The sequence below is a fragment of the Paenibacillus terrisolis genome (assembly GCF_056171975.1).
On record NZ_JBKFGG010000001.1, the window covers coordinates 232,850 to 248,873 of the forward strand.

Annotated in this window: 16 protein-coding genes; 10 read left to right on the forward strand and 6 right to left on the reverse strand. The window is 49.7% G+C overall.

Annotated features, from left to right (window positions below; translation table 11 throughout):
* Positions 1–17: 17 nt before the first annotated feature.
* Positions 18–584 (reverse strand): RNA 2',3'-cyclic phosphodiesterase, encoded by a 567-nt coding sequence (gene thpR, locus ACI48K_RS01125; protein ID WP_475025715.1) that lies wholly within the window; start codon positions 582–584, stop codon positions 18–20.
* A gap of 157 nt (positions 585–741) precedes the next feature.
* Between thpR and ACI48K_RS01130 the strand changes: the two genes are divergently transcribed.
* Positions 742–2,436, forward strand: a complete 1,695-nt coding sequence (locus tag ACI48K_RS01130; RefSeq protein ID WP_475025716.1) for a methyl-accepting chemotaxis protein — start codon at positions 742–744, stop codon at positions 2,434–2,436.
* A 108-nt stretch (positions 2,437–2,544) separates the two neighbouring features.
* On the opposite strand, the gene ACI48K_RS01135 is transcribed toward ACI48K_RS01130, so the two are convergent.
* A complete protein-coding gene (locus ACI48K_RS01135) occupies positions 2,545–3,009 on the reverse strand; it encodes a Dps family protein (RefSeq protein WP_475025718.1) in 465 nt (154 codons plus the stop codon).
* 379 nt (positions 3,010–3,388) lie between these two features.
* Positions 3,389–3,772, reverse strand: coding sequence for a DivIVA domain-containing protein (locus tag ACI48K_RS01140; RefSeq protein ID WP_475025719.1), 384 nt, complete (start codon positions 3,770–3,772; stop codon positions 3,389–3,391).
* Positions 3,773–3,921: 149 nt separating this feature from the next.
* On the opposite strand from ACI48K_RS01140, the gene ACI48K_RS01145 reads away from it, so the two are divergent.
* Both ACI48K_RS01145 and ACI48K_RS01150 read left to right on the forward strand, forming a co-directional pair.
* On the forward strand, positions 3,922–5,358 hold the full coding sequence (locus ACI48K_RS01145) for an MFS transporter (protein WP_475025720.1): 1,437 nt from the start codon (positions 3,922–3,924) through the stop codon (positions 5,356–5,358).
* A gap of 73 nt (positions 5,359–5,431) precedes the next feature.
* A complete protein-coding gene (locus tag ACI48K_RS01150; protein WP_475026040.1) occupies positions 5,432–6,391 on the forward strand; it encodes an MraY family glycosyltransferase in 960 nt (319 codons plus the stop codon).
* A gap of 725 nt (positions 6,392–7,116) precedes the next feature.
* Here the strand turns inward: ACI48K_RS01150 and ACI48K_RS01155 are convergent.
* Positions 7,117–7,311 carry a twin-arginine translocase TatA/TatE family subunit gene (locus ACI48K_RS01155; protein WP_475025721.1) on the reverse strand — a complete coding sequence of 65 codons (195 nt, stop codon included), beginning with the start codon at positions 7,309–7,311 and terminating at the stop codon, positions 7,117–7,119.
* Positions 7,312–7,458: 147 nt separating this feature from the next.
* Here ACI48K_RS01155 and ytaF point away from each other — a divergent pair, with 147 nt between their 5' ends.
* The 5 genes from ytaF to ACI48K_RS01180 all read left to right on the forward strand — a co-directional run bounded on the left by ytaF (position 7,459) and on the right by ACI48K_RS01180 (position 11,737).
* Positions 7,459–8,070, forward strand: a complete 612-nt coding sequence (gene ytaF / locus ACI48K_RS01160) for a sporulation membrane protein YtaF (RefSeq protein ID WP_475025722.1) — start codon at positions 7,459–7,461, stop codon at positions 8,068–8,070.
* Positions 8,071–8,199: 129 nt separating this feature from the next.
* The gene (locus tag ACI48K_RS01165) at positions 8,200–8,850 is read left to right on the forward strand and encodes a TetR/AcrR family transcriptional regulator (protein WP_475025723.1); all 651 of its coding nucleotides are present in this window, start codon (positions 8,200–8,202) and stop codon (positions 8,848–8,850) included.
* 40 nt (positions 8,851–8,890) lie between these two features.
* Positions 8,891–9,769, forward strand: coding sequence for a substrate-binding periplasmic protein (locus ACI48K_RS01170; protein ID WP_475025724.1), 879 nt, complete (start codon positions 8,891–8,893; stop codon positions 9,767–9,769).
* 44 nt (positions 9,770–9,813) lie between these two features.
* Positions 9,814–10,458 carry an amino acid ABC transporter permease gene (locus tag ACI48K_RS01175; protein WP_475025725.1) on the forward strand — a complete coding sequence of 215 codons (645 nt, stop codon included), beginning with the start codon at positions 9,814–9,816 and terminating at the stop codon, positions 10,456–10,458.
* 28 nt (positions 10,459–10,486) lie between these two features.
* Entirely contained in the window at positions 10,487–11,737 is a 1,251-nt protein-coding gene (locus ACI48K_RS01180; RefSeq protein ID WP_475025727.1) for a M24 family metallopeptidase, read from the forward strand.
* 104 nt (positions 11,738–11,841) lie between these two features.
* On the opposite strand, the gene ACI48K_RS01185 is transcribed toward ACI48K_RS01180, so the two are convergent.
* Positions 11,842–12,696, reverse strand: a complete 855-nt coding sequence (locus ACI48K_RS01185; RefSeq protein WP_475025728.1) for an SDR family oxidoreductase — start codon at positions 12,694–12,696, stop codon at positions 11,842–11,844.
* 111 nt (positions 12,697–12,807) lie between these two features.
* Between ACI48K_RS01185 and ACI48K_RS01190 the strand changes: the two genes are divergently transcribed.
* The gene (locus ACI48K_RS01190; RefSeq protein WP_475025729.1) at positions 12,808–13,755 is read left to right on the forward strand and encodes a hypothetical protein; all 948 of its coding nucleotides are present in this window, start codon (positions 12,808–12,810) and stop codon (positions 13,753–13,755) included.
* Between the two features lie 68 nt (positions 13,756–13,823).
* Positions 13,824–14,069: an NHLP leader peptide family RiPP precursor gene (locus ACI48K_RS01195; protein ID WP_475025730.1), complete on the forward strand. Its 246-nt coding sequence runs from the start codon at positions 13,824–13,826 to the stop codon at positions 14,067–14,069.
* Between the two features lie 35 nt (positions 14,070–14,104).
* On the opposite strand, the gene ACI48K_RS01200 is transcribed toward ACI48K_RS01195, so the two are convergent.
* Positions 14,105–16,015: an ATP-binding protein gene (locus tag ACI48K_RS01200; protein ID WP_475025731.1), complete on the reverse strand. Its 1,911-nt coding sequence runs from the start codon at positions 16,013–16,015 to the stop codon at positions 14,105–14,107.
* Positions 16,016–16,024: the final 9 nt, after the last annotated feature.

Sequence of the window (16,024 nt, forward strand, 5' to 3'; positions counted from 1 at the left end):
CAAGAATAAAAACATGGTTATGGCAGCAAAACCGTCTTCACAACTTCATACATCGGTTTTTTGTTCATATGCGTCCGGTAGACGACCAGAGTGTCCGGCTTCCAAGAGCCAAAGACGGGGGGATTGTTTAAAACCTCCGTCTCCATTTTTGAGTCCTCGCTGTATTTACGGGCCATTGTAATATGCGGACGATAAGCTCGCTCCTCGGGAACAAAGCCAAGAGCGCGATTCGCGGACGTCACATTCTTATGCAGCTTCCCCAGCGTGCTCATGTCTCCCCCCACCCCTGCCCAAAGAACGCTGGGGTTATTTGGCCTGCCAAAGGTTCCGCATCCGGAAACCTCCAGTGAAAACTTCGGCACATCCACTACAGCAAGCCGCAAGGCTTCCCCGATCTCATCCAGCTTTTCCTCAGGGGTATCCCCGAGAAACTGCACGGTAATATGATAGTCCTCCGGGTAAACCCATTTGCGAAACCGGAGAGCCTCCCTATTTCTATCGCACCAGGTCCCAAGCTCATTTTTAATTTCCGAGGGAAGAGGAACCGCAATAAAAAGGCGCCAAAATTCGTCATTTCCTGCCATAAAGTGCCACCTCTCGCGATATTATTCTCAACAGTTCTTTTTTCGTCACATCTTGAACTGTAAGCCGTATTACTACATTTATTCCGAGTATTTATAATGTTTCTTAGATAGGATGGCCTATCCAGCTTATTAATTTGCTTCAGAATGGAGATGAAATATGGGATTTGCTCGAAAAATCACCTTTGTTCTTATTGGGCTCCTTGTGCTCGTCGGATCTCTGATCGGGTTTTTCAGCTATAAGACGGCATACAATCAGGTTGAAAAATCGGTCGGCGTCGAAACCGTTGGATGCGCCAATATTACAACCGGGCTTGTCGATCCAAATGAAATCGAAAAGCTGGCTGAGGGAGATACTTCCGGCCTCGCCGCGGTGGAAGACCGTTTGAATTGGACGGTAGACCATAAACCGCTGTTCAAAGAGGTTTTCATTCTTTCATTGGACGGAAAAATCCTGGCCGCCGATAAAAATCTCAAGGGCCGCGGCTATAAAGCCGGCGATTCCTTTTATTTCAGCGAAACGGATCAACAGATGATCACCACCATGAAGCATTCGGTCTACACAAAAGTATATACCTATGATGGCGCTAAACTTCTTAGCGGATACGGTCCTATCTATAAAGATCATGATCCGAGCAAAGAAATCATCGGACTGATGGCGATCAACTTCGATGCATCCATCATTGGGGAACGCACTTGGGAGATCATTACTTTGCCGTTTATTATCGGAGGGGTCGTCTTCCTGCTTGCGGTCATTTTCGTTTACTTCTTCATCCACCGGATGATTCGCCCTATCGAAAAATTGTCCCTGCAAGTCAATCAAGTGGCTAAGGGAGATCTTAGCGTAAAACCGCTTATCGTCAAAAGCGGCGATGAAGTCGGCCGCTTGTCGCAAGACTTCGCCAATATGGCCGCAAGCCTGAGGCAGCTGATCTCCGAGGTGAACGAGACGTCGCTTCAGGTCGCTTCCTCTTCCGGAGAGCTGTCGGCCAGCGCCGAGGAAACGGGAAAAGCCAGCGAGCAGATGGTCGAAATCACCCAGGATTTAAGCGACGGCGCGGAGGATCAACTGCGCAGCTTGCAGGAAAGTTCCGCCGCTCTTAGGGAAATGTCGGGATTCATCGCTCAAATCGCCGAAAACGCCGAGAATGTGTCCGAAGCGGCTCTGCAATCCTCGTCCGCTTCACAGCAGGGCGGAGAATCGATTCAGACCAGCGTAGGACAAATGAATACCATGGAGGATAAAATCGTTGAGCTGTCCTCCATCATCCAGAAGCTTAGCAGCCACTCCAAAGAAATTCAAAGCATTCTCGATATCATCGGAGGTATTTCGACCGAAACCAACCTGCTCGCCCTTAACGCTTCCATTGAAGCGGCGCGAGCCGGCGAACACGGGAAAGGCTTCGCTGTTGTCGCCTCCTCCGTCCGGAAACTTGCGGAACGCTCCGCCGAATCGGTACAGCAGATCGGCGCGCTGATCGCCTTGATTGTGGAGCAAATGGAGCTGACCGGCGTTACGATGGAAGAAACCGTGCAGGAAGTGCAGCGCGGCACGTTATTGGTACGCAGCGCCGGGGAGTCCTTCAATGAAATCGAGAAGTCGGCCAAGCATACCGCAGTAGCCATTGAAGGAGTAACGGATACCGTGCGGCAGCTTGCGGATAATTCGGAGAAGCTCGTTCAATCCATCGATGAAATCGTGAGCATTGCAAACCGTACCGTGGACAACGCCCAAACGATGTCCGCCGCGTCCCAGGAGCAGCTTGCGGCAATGCAGGAAGTCGACGCTTCGGCCAGCTTCTTGTCCCATTTATCGGAGAAGCTCCAAGAGCTTGTCTCCAAGTTCAGAGTCTGACGAACCGGTCAACAAGTTAATGACCGGATATGAAAAAGACCTGCCGTGCCGGGATTAAATCCCGGACACGCAGGTCTTTTGTCATCATATCACTGTTTGGAGCTTTAATTATTTGCCCAAATAAGCGTTTAACATCCAGCGATGTTTGTCGAGAGAAGACAGGATTCCGAGCAGCAAGTCTCCGGTAGCTTCGTCTTCGGCGTGAGCAGCCGCGTCCATGGCATCTTTCAGTTCACCGGAAAGGGTTTCGAAATCGGCAATGACCGCAGCGACCATTTCATCGGCCGACTCTTTACCGGTGGCTTCGGAGATGGATGCCAAGCTGAGCGATTCACGCAGCGTAGCGACAGGAGCTCCGCCGATGGCAAGAAGACGTTCAGCGATGTCGTCGAGATTTCCCGCAGCTTCATTATAGAAAGATTCGAATTTTTCATGCAGTGTGAAGAAGTTTGTCCCCTTCACAAACCAATGAAAACTATGGAGTTTAGTGTACAACACGGTCCAGTTTGCGACTTGCAGGTTGAGATGTTTTGCCAGAGCTTGATCCACTTCGTTTACGATTTGATTTGCCATTTTTCTATTCCTCCATTCAAAATTGTAAGTAAATCCTTGTTTAGTCTATCGCCTCATGAGTTAGATATATTAAATTTAGACTAAATCTAAATCCTGTATTTATCTTATCACTTCATGCGGTTGGATGCAATGTTTCAAACATGAACATCCGGTGAAAATTATTCTAATTAACGGCTTGGCCATAAGAAAAACGTCTTCGACGTAAATTCAAAGAAGACAGACCACGTTTAGTTGTAGTTTTTCTTGCGATTATAGAATCGTTCAGCTCCGCTGAAAATTTATAAATTTTATAATCTTAAAAAAAGTGTGTCTCAATCCACAGCCTAATATGCAAGATGAACCGGTGCGTGCAGCGCCGGCCCATCGATGAATTCATAACTTACATATCTCCGCGTATATGATGCTTCAACTGCTCCAATGTGCGTTCCACCTGACGGATTCCGTCTTCCACCAACCGGCGATCCACCGAATTTACGGTATCGATCTGCGGCTTGCGCGCGGAAAGGGTCTTTTTCTCCTCTTCCCAATACGCCTGACGCCGCTGGATTTCTTTATATTTATCCAGTAAATCGGTAATGATATCGTAAAAGCGCTCATAATCGACGATCACTTCATCGAGGAAACGATCCACTTCTTCTTTGTCGTACCCGCGCATTTTTACGTCAAAATCCTTTTCATGTATCGCGAGCGCGTCCAGTTTAACGCCAAGCTGCCGGAACAATCCTTTCTGGTCTTCCAGCTTGCGCGCATAATCATCTTGCATGCCATATCCCTCCGTACCCAAATCCTTGCCTTGCGGCAAGATTCAGTTCTACTTCTATAATGTACCACATTCGCTTGCTTTTATCGACGCCCTGTACTTTAGCCGACTTGCCGCGACATTTATATTTCTATTCCCGGAGGCGCTCAAAAATGAATTCGTCCAATACCGCCAGACTGTCCAAAACATCTTCGCTCCTCTCCAATCCCTGGATCATACTTACCAATGTTTCGCTGGGGACCTTCATGTCTACGCTCGACGGCAGCATCGCCAATGTAGCGCTGCCTACCATCGCCGGAGAGCTCGGCGCTCCGCTCCATATCGTCCAGTGGGTGTTGACCTCTTACTTGCTGACGATCTGCGCCACTCTGCCGATCATGGGAAAAATTTCGGATTTGTTCGGCCGAAGCCGCATATACAATTACGGATTCCTGATTTTTGCCATCGGCTCCGCGCTGTGCGGCTTGTCCGGCTCGCTGGCCCTGCTGATCGGCTCCCGTATCCTGCAAGCCCTTGGGGCCGCCTGCCTCATGTCCAACAGCCAGGCGATCATCGCCGATCTGTTCTCGAGCAAAAGCCGGGGAAGGGCAATGGGAATCACCGGAACCATGGTTTCTTTAGGGTCGTTAACCGGTCCCGGAATCGGCGGTATTCTTGTAGAGCATTTCGGATGGACCTCAATCTTCTGGATCAACGTCCCGATCGGAGTGGCCGGATTTTTCGCCGGCTGGTTTATTTTGCCCAAAGACCGTAACAAAGCCGCAGGCGAACCTTTTGATTACACCGGCTCCCTGCTGTTTATGATCGGGATGGTATCATTTCTTTATGTCATATCGAACGCTCAAGACTGGGGCTGGACCTCCATAACGGTTTGGATCGGCGGCGCGGTCGCTTTGGCGGTGCTGGCCGTCTTTTATTTCTGGGAACAAAGAGCCGCCCATCCCATGCTCGATTTCAGCCTGTACCGGGTTCGAGCCTTTGCCATCGGCAATGTGACGGCGCTGCTGTCCTTCATCGCCCTCTTTTTCACCAATGTACTGATGCCGTTTTACATGCAGGATGTGCTTGGCTTCTCGCCGGCAAAAACAGGATACACGATGATGGTGTACCCGTTCGTTATGGCTGTCATCTCCCCGGTCTCCGGCTGGCTGTCCGACCGGATCGGCGCTTCCTCGCTGACCACCGCTGGCCTGCTCGTCAATGCGCTGGCCTTCGGACTGCTGAACACGCTGTCCGCGAATGAAAGCGCCTGGCTGGTCGGTCTGCATCTTGGATTGTTCGGGCTGGGCGGCGGATTGTTTCAGTCTCCCAACAATTCCAGCGTCATGGGTTCCGTACAAAGAGACAAACTCGGAACTGCGGGCGGTCTCAACGCACTCGTCCGAAATATCGGAATGGTGCTTGGCACCTCATTGTCCATCTCTTTGTACTCCACGCGCCTCATTCATTTGCGGCCGCATGCGGCGAGCGAACCGCTCGCCGCATTAAGCGCGCTGCATACCGTCTTCTGGGCCGCAATGGGTATCTGTCTGCTCGCCCTGTTCGTGTCCGTACAGCGATTGCGGATCAAATCGCGTCAATCCATATAATATTCGACAAGTTTCCGGTTTGTACTTATAATGTAATTTGACTGAAGTTTATCAACTTTTGGTGGTGAGTCTCATTTTATACGTATTAACTTTTTTGCTATCGTTTTTGATCGTTTATTTCTTGATTCCTCCTCTGGGGAAATTGGCCTTCCGCCTGGATTTTGTGGATAAACCACGCGCGGACGTCGAACGAAAAATACACCGAAATCCGATACCGTTGACAGCTAGTTATGCAATATTTACAGGTTTTTTTGTTTCGTATCTGCTTTTCACAAGAAATTTCTCCTGGGAAACCGGGGCGCTGTTTGCCGGAGGCGTTCTGCTGCTTACCATCGGCACGATTGATGACTGGTACAAGACCAAAGGCCGCGATTTTCCTGCGCTTCCCAAAATGGTCGTTCAAGTTTCGGCAGCCGTGCTGGTCTACCTGTCGGGTATCACCTTCAGCGGTTTTGTGAACCCGTTTAGCGGGGATTATGTGCTTTTGCCGGTCTGGCTCCAATTTATCCTGACGATTTTCTGGATTTTCGGAGTAACGACGGTCATTAACTTCTCCGACGGCATGGATGGCCTGGCCGGAGGGTTGTCCACCATTTCGGCGGTTACGCTGTTTGTGGTCGCTCTGACCAAAGGCCAAACGAACTCGGCCATGTTGTCCATTACGTTGATCGGCGTTACGCTGGCCTATCTTCGCTATAATAAGGCTCCTGCAAAAGTATTCATGGGAGACGCCGGGGCAACTTTTCTTGGCTTCATGCTGGCGGTGATCGCGCTTGACGGAGCCTTTAAGCAAGCTACGGTGCTGTCTCTGTTCATTCCGGTGCTTGCGCTCGGCGTACCGATTTTCGATAACCTGTTCGTCGTGATCCGGCGTATTCTTCAGGGGAAAGCGATCTATCAGGCGGATGCGAGCCAGGTGCATTATCGGCTGCTGCGCTCCGGCCTCAACCAAAGACAGGTCGTTTTGTTCCTGTATTTGATCAGCACCTGTCTGGGTTTGTCGTCCATCATCTTGCTGCTTCTCCAGGTTTAATTTGGCAAATCCAAGTCTTCTATGGCATGAAATAAGACAAGCCTTGATTCCTGCAGCTTTGCAGGATTCAAGGCTTGTTTTCGTTTTACATTTCGATTCAATCATAGGCTTTGGGGGCAGCCGATAAAACTTTAGCAACAGAGAAGAAAAACCCTGCCACATCGCTGTCAGAGACCGGATCCACTTCGAAGATCCGCGTCAGAACAAATGATCTGCTCTGGTCAACGGCGCCCCGAAATGCCGCATCCCTCCGACACTTGAAATAGCGGTCTTATATGCCTTATTCCAATGGAAAGGCCTCATTCTGAATGAATAGCGCCGTTTTATGGCCTTATTTCTTCAGAAGGATTCCTTTTTCCCTCGGTTTTGGACGTTCTGCCGGAAATAGGACCATTTTACACCGCTATTTTCAGGAAAACGCGGTTTCAAAGTGAAATAAGACCATTTTTTACCGCTATTCGAGAAGTCGTAGATGCATTTTCGCGGAACTTGGCCAAAAACGATCCGTTTAACCGTCAGAAATGCAATTATCCACCGAATCCCGTTATTTTTGTACGAAACAACTGCACTCCATGCAACTACTGCTATTGGCGAATCATTTCGTCAGTTACTCAGCGTTTCTATTAGAGTTATTGACACTGATTCCGTTATTCTTTTGCTATAAACCTCCACTGGCTTATACCAATAACAAAAAAAGGCACCTGCGTGTGCCTTCTCAAGGATCGTTATTTATCTTGGGCGGTTTTGATTTCTTGCGGTTTCTCGTCTTCAATGACATCGCCGCGCGCGCCCTTCCTGAATTCCTTCAACATCGTGCCGAAGCTGCGCCCAAGTTCCGGCAATTTGCTAGGGCCGAACAACAGTAACGCCGCGATCACGAGCAGGAGCAAATGAGTCGGACGCAACAAATTTTCAAGCACATGTATCACTCCTCAAGATATCTTAAATTAATTATACTACGTTCACGATTCCAAAGGAAACCATTTCTCGACAATTGCTCCTTAAGAAACCAAATTCGCAATCTGGGCATATGCTGAATTATCACGCTATGCAAAGGAGCGAACATCATGGGTTCATACAGTTTGTTGGCCGTTATTGCCATAGGGCTGGCGTCCAACCTGGATAATGCGGGAGTCGGCATTGCTTACGGGGTCCGGAAAATCCGCATTCCGTGGTACTCCAATCTGGCCATTGCTTGGATCTCCTTCCTGGCCACTCTGATGTCGGGTCTATTCGGCAGTTGGATCTCAACTTGGATCCATCCTTGGGTCGGACAAATGCTTGGTACCGTGGTCATTGTCGGCGTTGGCGTCTGGGTGCTGCTGCAGCCCTTCGTGGAAAAAAAGCCCTCGCCGCCCGAGACCGACGCCAATCCGTTAACAAGGCTTCTGCGGAATCCCGAAGAAGCGGATAAAGACAGCTCCAAATCCATCAGCCTGGGCGAATCGGTTTTGCTTGGAATTGCGCTGGCCATGAATGCGCTGGCCGGCGGTTTTAACGCAGGGATTACGCAAGTCAACGTGTGGTACACCTCTTTTTCGGTCGGATTCTTCAGCTTTCTGCTGCTTGCCATATGCGCCGGATTCGGTAAAAAATACGCCGCGGAGAAATTCGGCAACGGGGCCACGATCGTATCCGGCCTGCTGCTGATTTTGATCGGTCTGCATCAAATCTGGTGACAAGAATACGAAAGACGCCTCCATGAGGACAGAGGCGCCTTTTTATTTTTTTGTTGACAAACTCATTATCGATAAATACCATATAAATAGTCGGAATTAACTTGACTGACGAGTCAATCAGGAAGAAAGGTGATTCACCTGAACAAAGAAAAACCATCGGCGGATCCGCAAAGGCGGGAACAATTAAAGAAAATCGCCCTGGAGTGGTTTGCCCGCAAAGGCTACCATAACACCAAGATTTCCGATATCGTCAAAACCGCCGGCGTCTCGCAAGGAACCTTCTACTGGTACTTCGAGAGCAAGGAGAAGCTGACGCTTGAACTGATCCAAAACGGAAAGGACAAGCTGGTCGAAACCATCGCCAAGGGGTACCGGAAACTACCCGGAAACGTTGAAGATATGGAGAGTTCCACACGCGGACTGCTGACGGAACTTTTTCAATTCGCCGAAAGCGAGCGGTATTTGATGGTCTTGCTGCTGCTGAAAGGCCAGGGCGCCGACCCGGCGATCCAGGGCGCCATTTCACAGACTTGGCAGGCGTTCGGGGAAGGCTTCCGGGCCAACATTCAAAGAGCCTCCGATCTGGGCATGCTCCCCGCCGACTCCGGGAGTGTCGCTCTTCGCAGCTTGCTGCTCGTGTCGCTGATCGAAGGCACAATGTCCAAGTGGCTGTTCGGTCCTGAACATGACGCGGATTACGTGCCCGTGTATACGGCCGAACAAATGGCTCGCGCTACCGCCCGGTTTGAGTTCTACGGCTTGGCCGACAGACTGGAATAAAGCTATATACAAACACTTTTTTTCAAAGGAGAGAGAAACGATGAACCTTAAAAAGAGACAACCCTTTATCATCCTGGCCCTGATTGCGGCATTAACGCTGGTTTTGTCCGCTTGCGGCTCCGGCAAGAACGAGAATTCCGCAGTAAACGGCGGGGGAAACGCTCCTGCCAATACCTCCGGAAACGCCGGTTCGGCTTCCGGGAACCTTTTGGAAACGATCAAAAGCAAAGGAAAAATCACTATCGGACTCATGGGCACATACGCCCCTTATAACTTCGTTAACGAGGACAATGAAGTCGACGGCTACGACGCCGACATTTCCAAAGAAATTGCCAAACGCATCGGCGTAGAGGCCAATTTTGTTACCGGCGAATTCTCCGGCTTGATCGAAGGGCTGCAAAAAGGCAAATACGATGCCCTTGTCAGCCAAGTAACCATTACGGATGAACGCAAGCAATCCATCGATTTTTCCCAGCCTTATGTGAAAAACGATGTCAGCATCATTGTCAAAGGCAATAACGACAGCATTCACAGCATCGATGACTTCAAAGGCAAAAAAGTCGGCGTCGCGCTGGGAACCAACGATGAAACTTACCTGCGAGATGAAGTGCTGCCCAAAGTAGGCCAGTTCGATATCGTCACTTACAACGATAATCTGAACTCCCTGATGGATCTGAACACCGGCCGGATTGACGCTACGATCAATAACGTCTTTGCCCTAAAGCCGCTGATTGAAAAAAACAATCTGGACCTTAAAACCGTCGGCGATCCTTTGAAATCCGATTATGCCGGCGTCGCCATGCCGAAGAACAGCCCCGAGCTGCAGGCTGCGGTCGACAAGGCGCTTCAGGAAATCAAAGACGACGGAACGCTCAAAACGCTGTATAATAAGTGGTTTGGCGTCGATCCGAACTTCTAAGCAAAGCGGAAGCTTAAACCGAACCCGAGAGGAGAAAACGCCCGATGGAGCTCGTGATGGAAAACCTGGATTATCTCCTGACCGGGGCTTATTATACGCTGCAGATTACGGTGGTTTCGATGTTTTTTGGCTTAATCCTGGGACTCGTGACGGCCGTTGCCCGCATCAAAGGAAATCTCTTGATCCGAAACGTCGCCAAAGCGTATGTGTCCGTCATCCGGGGAACGCCCCTTATCGTCCAGCTGTTCATCGTTTATTTCGGTCTGCCCGATTACGGCATCAATTTAAATCCCATGATGGCGGCTTATATCTCGATGAGCATTAATATTGGAGCCTATGTGTCGGAGACGTTCCGGGCTACCATACAGTCCGTTGACCAGGGTCAAAGCGAAGCCGCCCGATCGCTCGGCATGACCGGCTGGCAGACCATGCGGTTCGTCGTATTGCCGCAGGCCGCCAGAACCGCCATTCCGCCGCTTGGCAACACCTTTATCGGGACGCTGAAAGAAACCTCTCTTGTTTCGGTGGTTACCGTCGTCGAGTTGCTACGCGCGTCACAGATTCTGGTTGCCCGTTATTATGTGGCGATGCCGTTTTTTCTCGCGATCGCCATCATGTACTGGATCATGAGCACGGGATTGTCCGTGGTTTTGACCCGCATCGAGAAACATTTATCAAAGGCCTATTAAGCGACCTGATGCAAGGAGCTGAATCCCATTGCAAGCCGGAAACAACTTTATGACGTATGACAAAAGGAACGCCACCAAGGAATATCATCTGCTGAACACAGCGGCCAGAGCGAGAAACCTGATGGAAAAAGAGCATCTTGACGCCATCATCGCCTCGGGGGCCGAAAACTTCTATTATTTATCAGGACAGCCCAGCATGTTCATGTATACGTTTCGGATGAGCGAGGCGGCGTTTGCCGTCATCTTCCGGGATTCGACGAGGAAATCCGTCATCCTGATGAGCGAGTTTGAAGCCTCGGGCTTACCCGATTCGATTCCCGGCTTCGAAATTCGCACTTATCCGCAGTGGATCGATCTCGACGATCCGTATGGGCTAAGACGGGATCATTTTCAGGGAAAACGCCCCGATGAACCGCGCCCGGATGCGGCTTTGGCCGCCTTAATCGAAGTGCTGGAAAACTCCGGTACGGAGAACGGCCGCATTGCCGCCGAGTTAAGCGGGATGAAAACTTCATCCCAGGTCCTGCTCGGCGAAAGTTTGCCCCGCGTCACATGGATGGAGGCATCCCCGCTGTTTACCGAGCTTCGCTTGCGGAAAACCGGCTTTGAAATCGAGCGGCTGAGGGAAAGCTGCTCGATTGCGGAGGAAGCAATCACTGCCGTTTTGCCGGAAATCGTTCCCGGCAAAACGGCCTCCGAGCTCGCCGCCGCCTTCCGAATTGCGGCTTACCGACGGACGGTCGGCTTCAGCGATCGCTTTACGACCATCTCGGTCGGTCCGGACTTTGATCCGGCTTCGCTGTACCGTTCCCATCCGGCGGCAGCCGGGGACACGATCAAGTTTGATGTCGGCGTTGATGTCCAGGGATACGGCTCGGATATTGCCCGCACCTTTACTCTTGGAGAACCGGCGGATGCCGCCAAGCGGGCGTATGAAGCGCTCCGTCCCGGTCACGACCGGATGCTGCAAATGGTAGGGCCGGGCGTTCCGATGGCTGCGGTTTTTCATGAAGGCATGGAGGTAATCCGCCGCTCGGGCTTACCTGATTACAACCGTGGCCACCTGGGCCACAGCATCGGCCTGTCGCTCGCGACCGAAGAGGCTCCGTTCTTTAGCGGCACGGAAACCACCCTGCTTCAGCCGAATATGGTGATCTGTCTTGAGACCCCATATTATGGCTATGGCGTTGGCTCCGTCATGATCGAGGACATGGTGCTGATTACCGAAAGCGGCAGTGAACGGCTAAACCGTCTTTCAAGAGATTTGATACGTTTATAAGGAACAAGCAGTCGAGGTTAACTCGGCTGCTTTCTTGTCGTAATTTATAACGGGTTGTTCAAACAGCTATAATGCTGCCCGGTTGAATTGGCAAGCAAACCGTATTAAGCCGTCGGAACAGCATACTCCACCTGTTGTTCGCTCCATTCCCACAACCGGCGGGCAGCTTCGGGATCTGCGGCTTTTGCGAGCAAGGTTTGCGGTTTTTTCTTGTAAAAATACTGCCCGGTCACTCCGCCGACTTCTTCCGCAGCAGACAAATAAATCGCCGTCTCCGCCCCTTGCTCGGCAGACAGGAAAAACGGGCGCATCATCGACACGACGGTTTTCCCGAAACCCGTTGTCCGGTCAACACCGATATTGGTTGCCACCGCTCCGGGATGCAGGCAGTTGGCCGTAACCCGGGTACCCTGCAGCCGGCGGGCCAATTCCCCGGTGAATAGAATATTCGCGAGTTTCGACTGCCCGTATCCTTTCGCCGGGTTATAGCCTTTGGTCAGGTTCGGGTCCTCGAAATGGATTTTTCCGACCTTATAAGCGCCAGAGGCCACATTGACGATTCTTCCTTGCTCGGCGGCTCTAAGCGGATCCAGCAGCAGCGACGTCAGCAGAAAATGTCCCAAATGATTGATCCCGATTTGCGACTCGAACCCGTGCTGTGTAACTTGCCGCTTTAATGAAACAACGCCTGCATTATTGAGCAGCACATCCAGAACCCCGAAACGCGCCTTGAATTCTTCAGCGAACCGGCGGATGCTGTCCAGCGAACCCAAATCGCAAAGCATCAGCTCGATTTGATCCGAACCGCTGCGCTCCTTTGCCGCCGCAAGCGCTTGTTCCCCGCGTTCGGCGCTCCGGCAGGCCATGATTACATGTGCTCCTCTCCGAGTCAGTTCAACCACCGACGCCAGTCCCATCCCGGAATTGGCTCCCGTCACAATCACCATTTTTCCCTTCATCGACAATGCCCCTCTCATTTTGAGTTATCCGGTCATCTTGTAAAAGTATCTTCCGCAGCCATTCTATTCTATAATTATACTGATAGTTTACTCCATTAAGGAAGTGGTAGCATGAAATGGCTTGAGAACTTTGAAAGTGAGCTGGAAGCAGCTTTTGCCGAAGCGGAATCGTTCCTTTCGGAACTCCCCGGGACATTTCGGGATTTAGCCACTCTTTATCTCGACAAATTCCATGCCCTGAAAGATCACCGCTCCAAAAACTACATATGCTATCTTTTGCCCTTCTGGCTCAAGGATGCGGCCGGTATTTCGGATTCGGACTGCCGTTCGTTCGCGGTCGCCAACATATTCGGAATGATGTACTACCATTTGATCGACGAAGCCATGGACGAACCCGAGGCGCAAAAAAAACACCAGCTTCCGCTGGCTGATTTTATCCATTTTGAGTTTATGCGTAAATACGGCGGTTCATTCCCGGCCGATTCCCCGTTCTGGTCCTTCTATCGAAAATATGCCGCAGAATGGGCGGAAGCGGTCACCCTGGAGAATCAGCACGACTATTTCCGGGAGAACCAGGTTCAAGTGGCCCACAAGGCTTCCCCGGTCAAGCTGACCGTAGCCGGGTCTTTGCTGCGAACAAGCCGTGAGGGTCTCATTCCGCTTTTTGAGAATGCGGTAGATACCGTCCTGGTTACCCTGCAGATGCTGGACGACTGGCAGGATTGGGAAAAGGACCTTCGGGAAGGCAGTTATAATTGCCTGATCTCGACGATTCAGGCGGAAATGCGGATTCCGGGAGACCGGCGACCTACGGAAGAGGAGATCCGTCAGGCCCTTTTTGTGGAAGGGGTTCTATCAACCTATGCGAAATACGCGGAAGAGAACCATAGAACACTTGCCGGCGATGGCATTCCTACTAGAATCCCGTACCTGTATGGCTTTCACGAGTTCCTCGTTCAAAATCTCTTGCAGGGGGCGAAACAACTCGAAAATGATCGAAATTTATTGCAACATGGGGGTTTGGAGTATTGGTTGTCGAAAAATATGAAGTCTTCCTAGATTTCCGACAATATTCGTGCTATACTCAAGTAGGAAAATATAACCATTTTTAGAGAAAGGGTGATTCTATGACATCAGGAGCTCTCCTTCAGTCGCAAGTGATTCAAAAAGCATGGCAAGACCCTAGCTTTAAGGCTAAACTTCTTGCCGATCCGAAAGCTGCCATTCAGGAGGCACTGGGTGTAATTCTCCCGGATCACATCAAAGTAAGAACTGTAGAAGAAAACTCCGACGAGTTTTACCTGGTTCTTCCGCAAAGTCCGTCGGGAGTCGTTAAGTCCGAAGCTAAACCAAACGCTATCTGGGGCGCTTAATTTTTTATTTTCCATTGGGGTTGGTATAAGCGGTCTTAATTCTGAGTTTCTTCAGTGAAACCTGCTGAAGGGAATTGGATAACGGCCTCCGTACCAACCCCTTTTTCGCTGGTAAACACGATACTCCCCTGCATTACTTCGATAATACGGAAAGTAACCATAAGTCCCAGCCCCGTTCCTTTCGTCTTATTCGAAAAATAAGGTTCGCCCAAACGGGAAAGCACGTCGCTATCCATTCCCTCGCCATTATCTTTAATATGAATGAAAACTTTGCCGTTTTCTTCATAACCCCAAATCTGAATGTCTCCTTCGCCATGCAACGATTCAATGCTATTTTTTACGATATTGATGAAAGCTTGCTTAAATTTGGACGAGCTTCCTTTAACATACAGATTTTTAGGAACATGGACCGAAATCTTCCCGCCTTGCAGATTGGCGAGCGGAATCAGAATCCCTTCGATATGGATAAATTCATCCAAAACATTCAATGTCGTTACTTTTCCGGCTTCCGGTTTGGCAAAGGTCAGAAAATCGGTTATGATGCCCGAGGCGCGGTCCAGTTCCTCCAAAGCCATATTCAAATACAGCTTATCCGAGTTTTGTTGTTTCTCCACTAGAAGTTGCAGAAATCCGCGTGTAACCTGCAAAGGATTCCGCACTTCATGAGCAACGGATGCCGCCAATTCGCTAATGATCTCCATCTTCTCGGAACGCTGCAAATCATTGTTGAACATCTCCAATTGTTTGGAATATTCGACGACCTGCTCATGATTTCGGGCAAACTTTTTACCTAAAATAATAATGAGAGATATGAGGAAGCAAACGACTCCCCATTTCCACAGAAATAAATCGTAGTAGGCCAGCTTAAAGTAAAACCACAGCAACTCGCCTAATCCCAATACGGCAAAAATAACAAACCCGATGGAGAAAATGATGGCCTCCGTATTTCCACGAATGGTGTAAATCGTAGACATAATCACCAGAAGAAGAAACTGAACGATCATAATAAAGCCAAGAATCGTTGCGCTGGCGAACCTGTAGAAGTCGAAAAAGCGATTATGGGACAATAGATTGATGATCATCAGAACTACACAAAAAATCGAATAAATAACTTGGAATTTCCTGTATTTTGTAATCAGCGATAAATAACCGCTGCCAAAGATACACTCGAAAAAGTAGGTGAACGAAGGCAGAAGAACAAACAGGGAAAGGTCGAATAAAATGACGAAAACTCCGCCATATTCCCCAAAAAGGGAGTAGAGGAACGTCGAATAGGTTATGACAATGACCCCGCAAGACAAGATTACAGCGCAAAGCGATAACCAGCTCGACATGTTTTCCGTATTAAGAAACAAGGAGCAAATCAGCATAACGAATGCGATAAAAATCAGCGAGCTGCCTAAAATGAAATCCGTAATGTTGGACTTCACGAATGAATTCTGCAACCTGTCGAACTCTCCAACCACCACGTGATTTTGAATGCCTATTCTTTTGTCGGATTGAATCCCGATATAAATCGTTTTTCCCATCGTTTGATGATCGAGAGGCAGCATGATCTTATTGACTTCATAGTTGTAATTTCTCTTTGACTCGTAAATCACTTTATTGTCCAATAGAACGATAATTTGATATCCGTAAATTTTTTCAAAGAGTAAGGCCGGACTCTCTGCATCGACTTGGGGGATATCCATTTTGATCCACTGAGAGGCATGTTTTTCCGGTTTTGGGGAAACAGCGGAATCTGCAGTGACTTCCTTCCATCCGTGAAGCGCGTCCAATTCATCCTTGCTTATATTCGGATTAATCTGCTTGGTCCAAACCACCTGCCAGTGGTCTATGATTTGTTCATTTGTTACTCTGCCACCGGAGCTTTCAAGAAGAACCGCACAGAAAACCACGATAGATAAAACAAAAAAGATGGCCACGCCTTTGATGAAAGCCCTCATTACAGCACC

Coding starts and splice junctions, on each gene's coding strand:
- ACI48K_RS01195 (WP_475025730.1), top strand. CDS start 13,824: ATGACATCAGGAGCTCTCCTTCAGTCGCAAGTGATTCAAAAAGCATGG.
- thpR (WP_475025715.1), bottom strand. CDS start 584: ATGGCAGGAAATGACGAATTTTGGCGCCTTTTTATTGCGGTTCCTCTT.
- ACI48K_RS01130 (WP_475025716.1), top strand. CDS start 742: ATGGGATTTGCTCGAAAAATCACCTTTGTTCTTATTGGGCTCCTTGTG.
- ytaF (WP_475025722.1), top strand. CDS start 7,459: ATGGGTTCATACAGTTTGTTGGCCGTTATTGCCATAGGGCTGGCGTCC.
- ACI48K_RS01200 (WP_475025731.1), bottom strand. CDS start 16,015: ATGAGGGCTTTCATCAAAGGCGTGGCCATCTTTTTTGTTTTATCTATC.
- ACI48K_RS01170 (WP_475025724.1), top strand. CDS start 8,891: ATGAACCTTAAAAAGAGACAACCCTTTATCATCCTGGCCCTGATTGCG.
- ACI48K_RS01135 (WP_475025718.1), bottom strand. CDS start 3,009: ATGGCAAATCAAATCGTAAACGAAGTGGATCAAGCTCTGGCAAAACAT.
- ACI48K_RS01145 (WP_475025720.1), top strand. CDS start 3,922: ATGAATTCGTCCAATACCGCCAGACTGTCCAAAACATCTTCGCTCCTC.
- ACI48K_RS01185 (WP_475025728.1), bottom strand. CDS start 12,696: ATGAAGGGAAAAATGGTGATTGTGACGGGAGCCAATTCCGGGATGGGA.
- ACI48K_RS01175 (WP_475025725.1), top strand. CDS start 9,814: ATGGAGCTCGTGATGGAAAACCTGGATTATCTCCTGACCGGGGCTTAT.
- ACI48K_RS01140 (WP_475025719.1), bottom strand. CDS start 3,772: ATGCAAGATGATTATGCGCGCAAGCTGGAAGACCAGAAAGGATTGTTC.
- ACI48K_RS01190 (WP_475025729.1), top strand. CDS start 12,808: ATGAAATGGCTTGAGAACTTTGAAAGTGAGCTGGAAGCAGCTTTTGCC.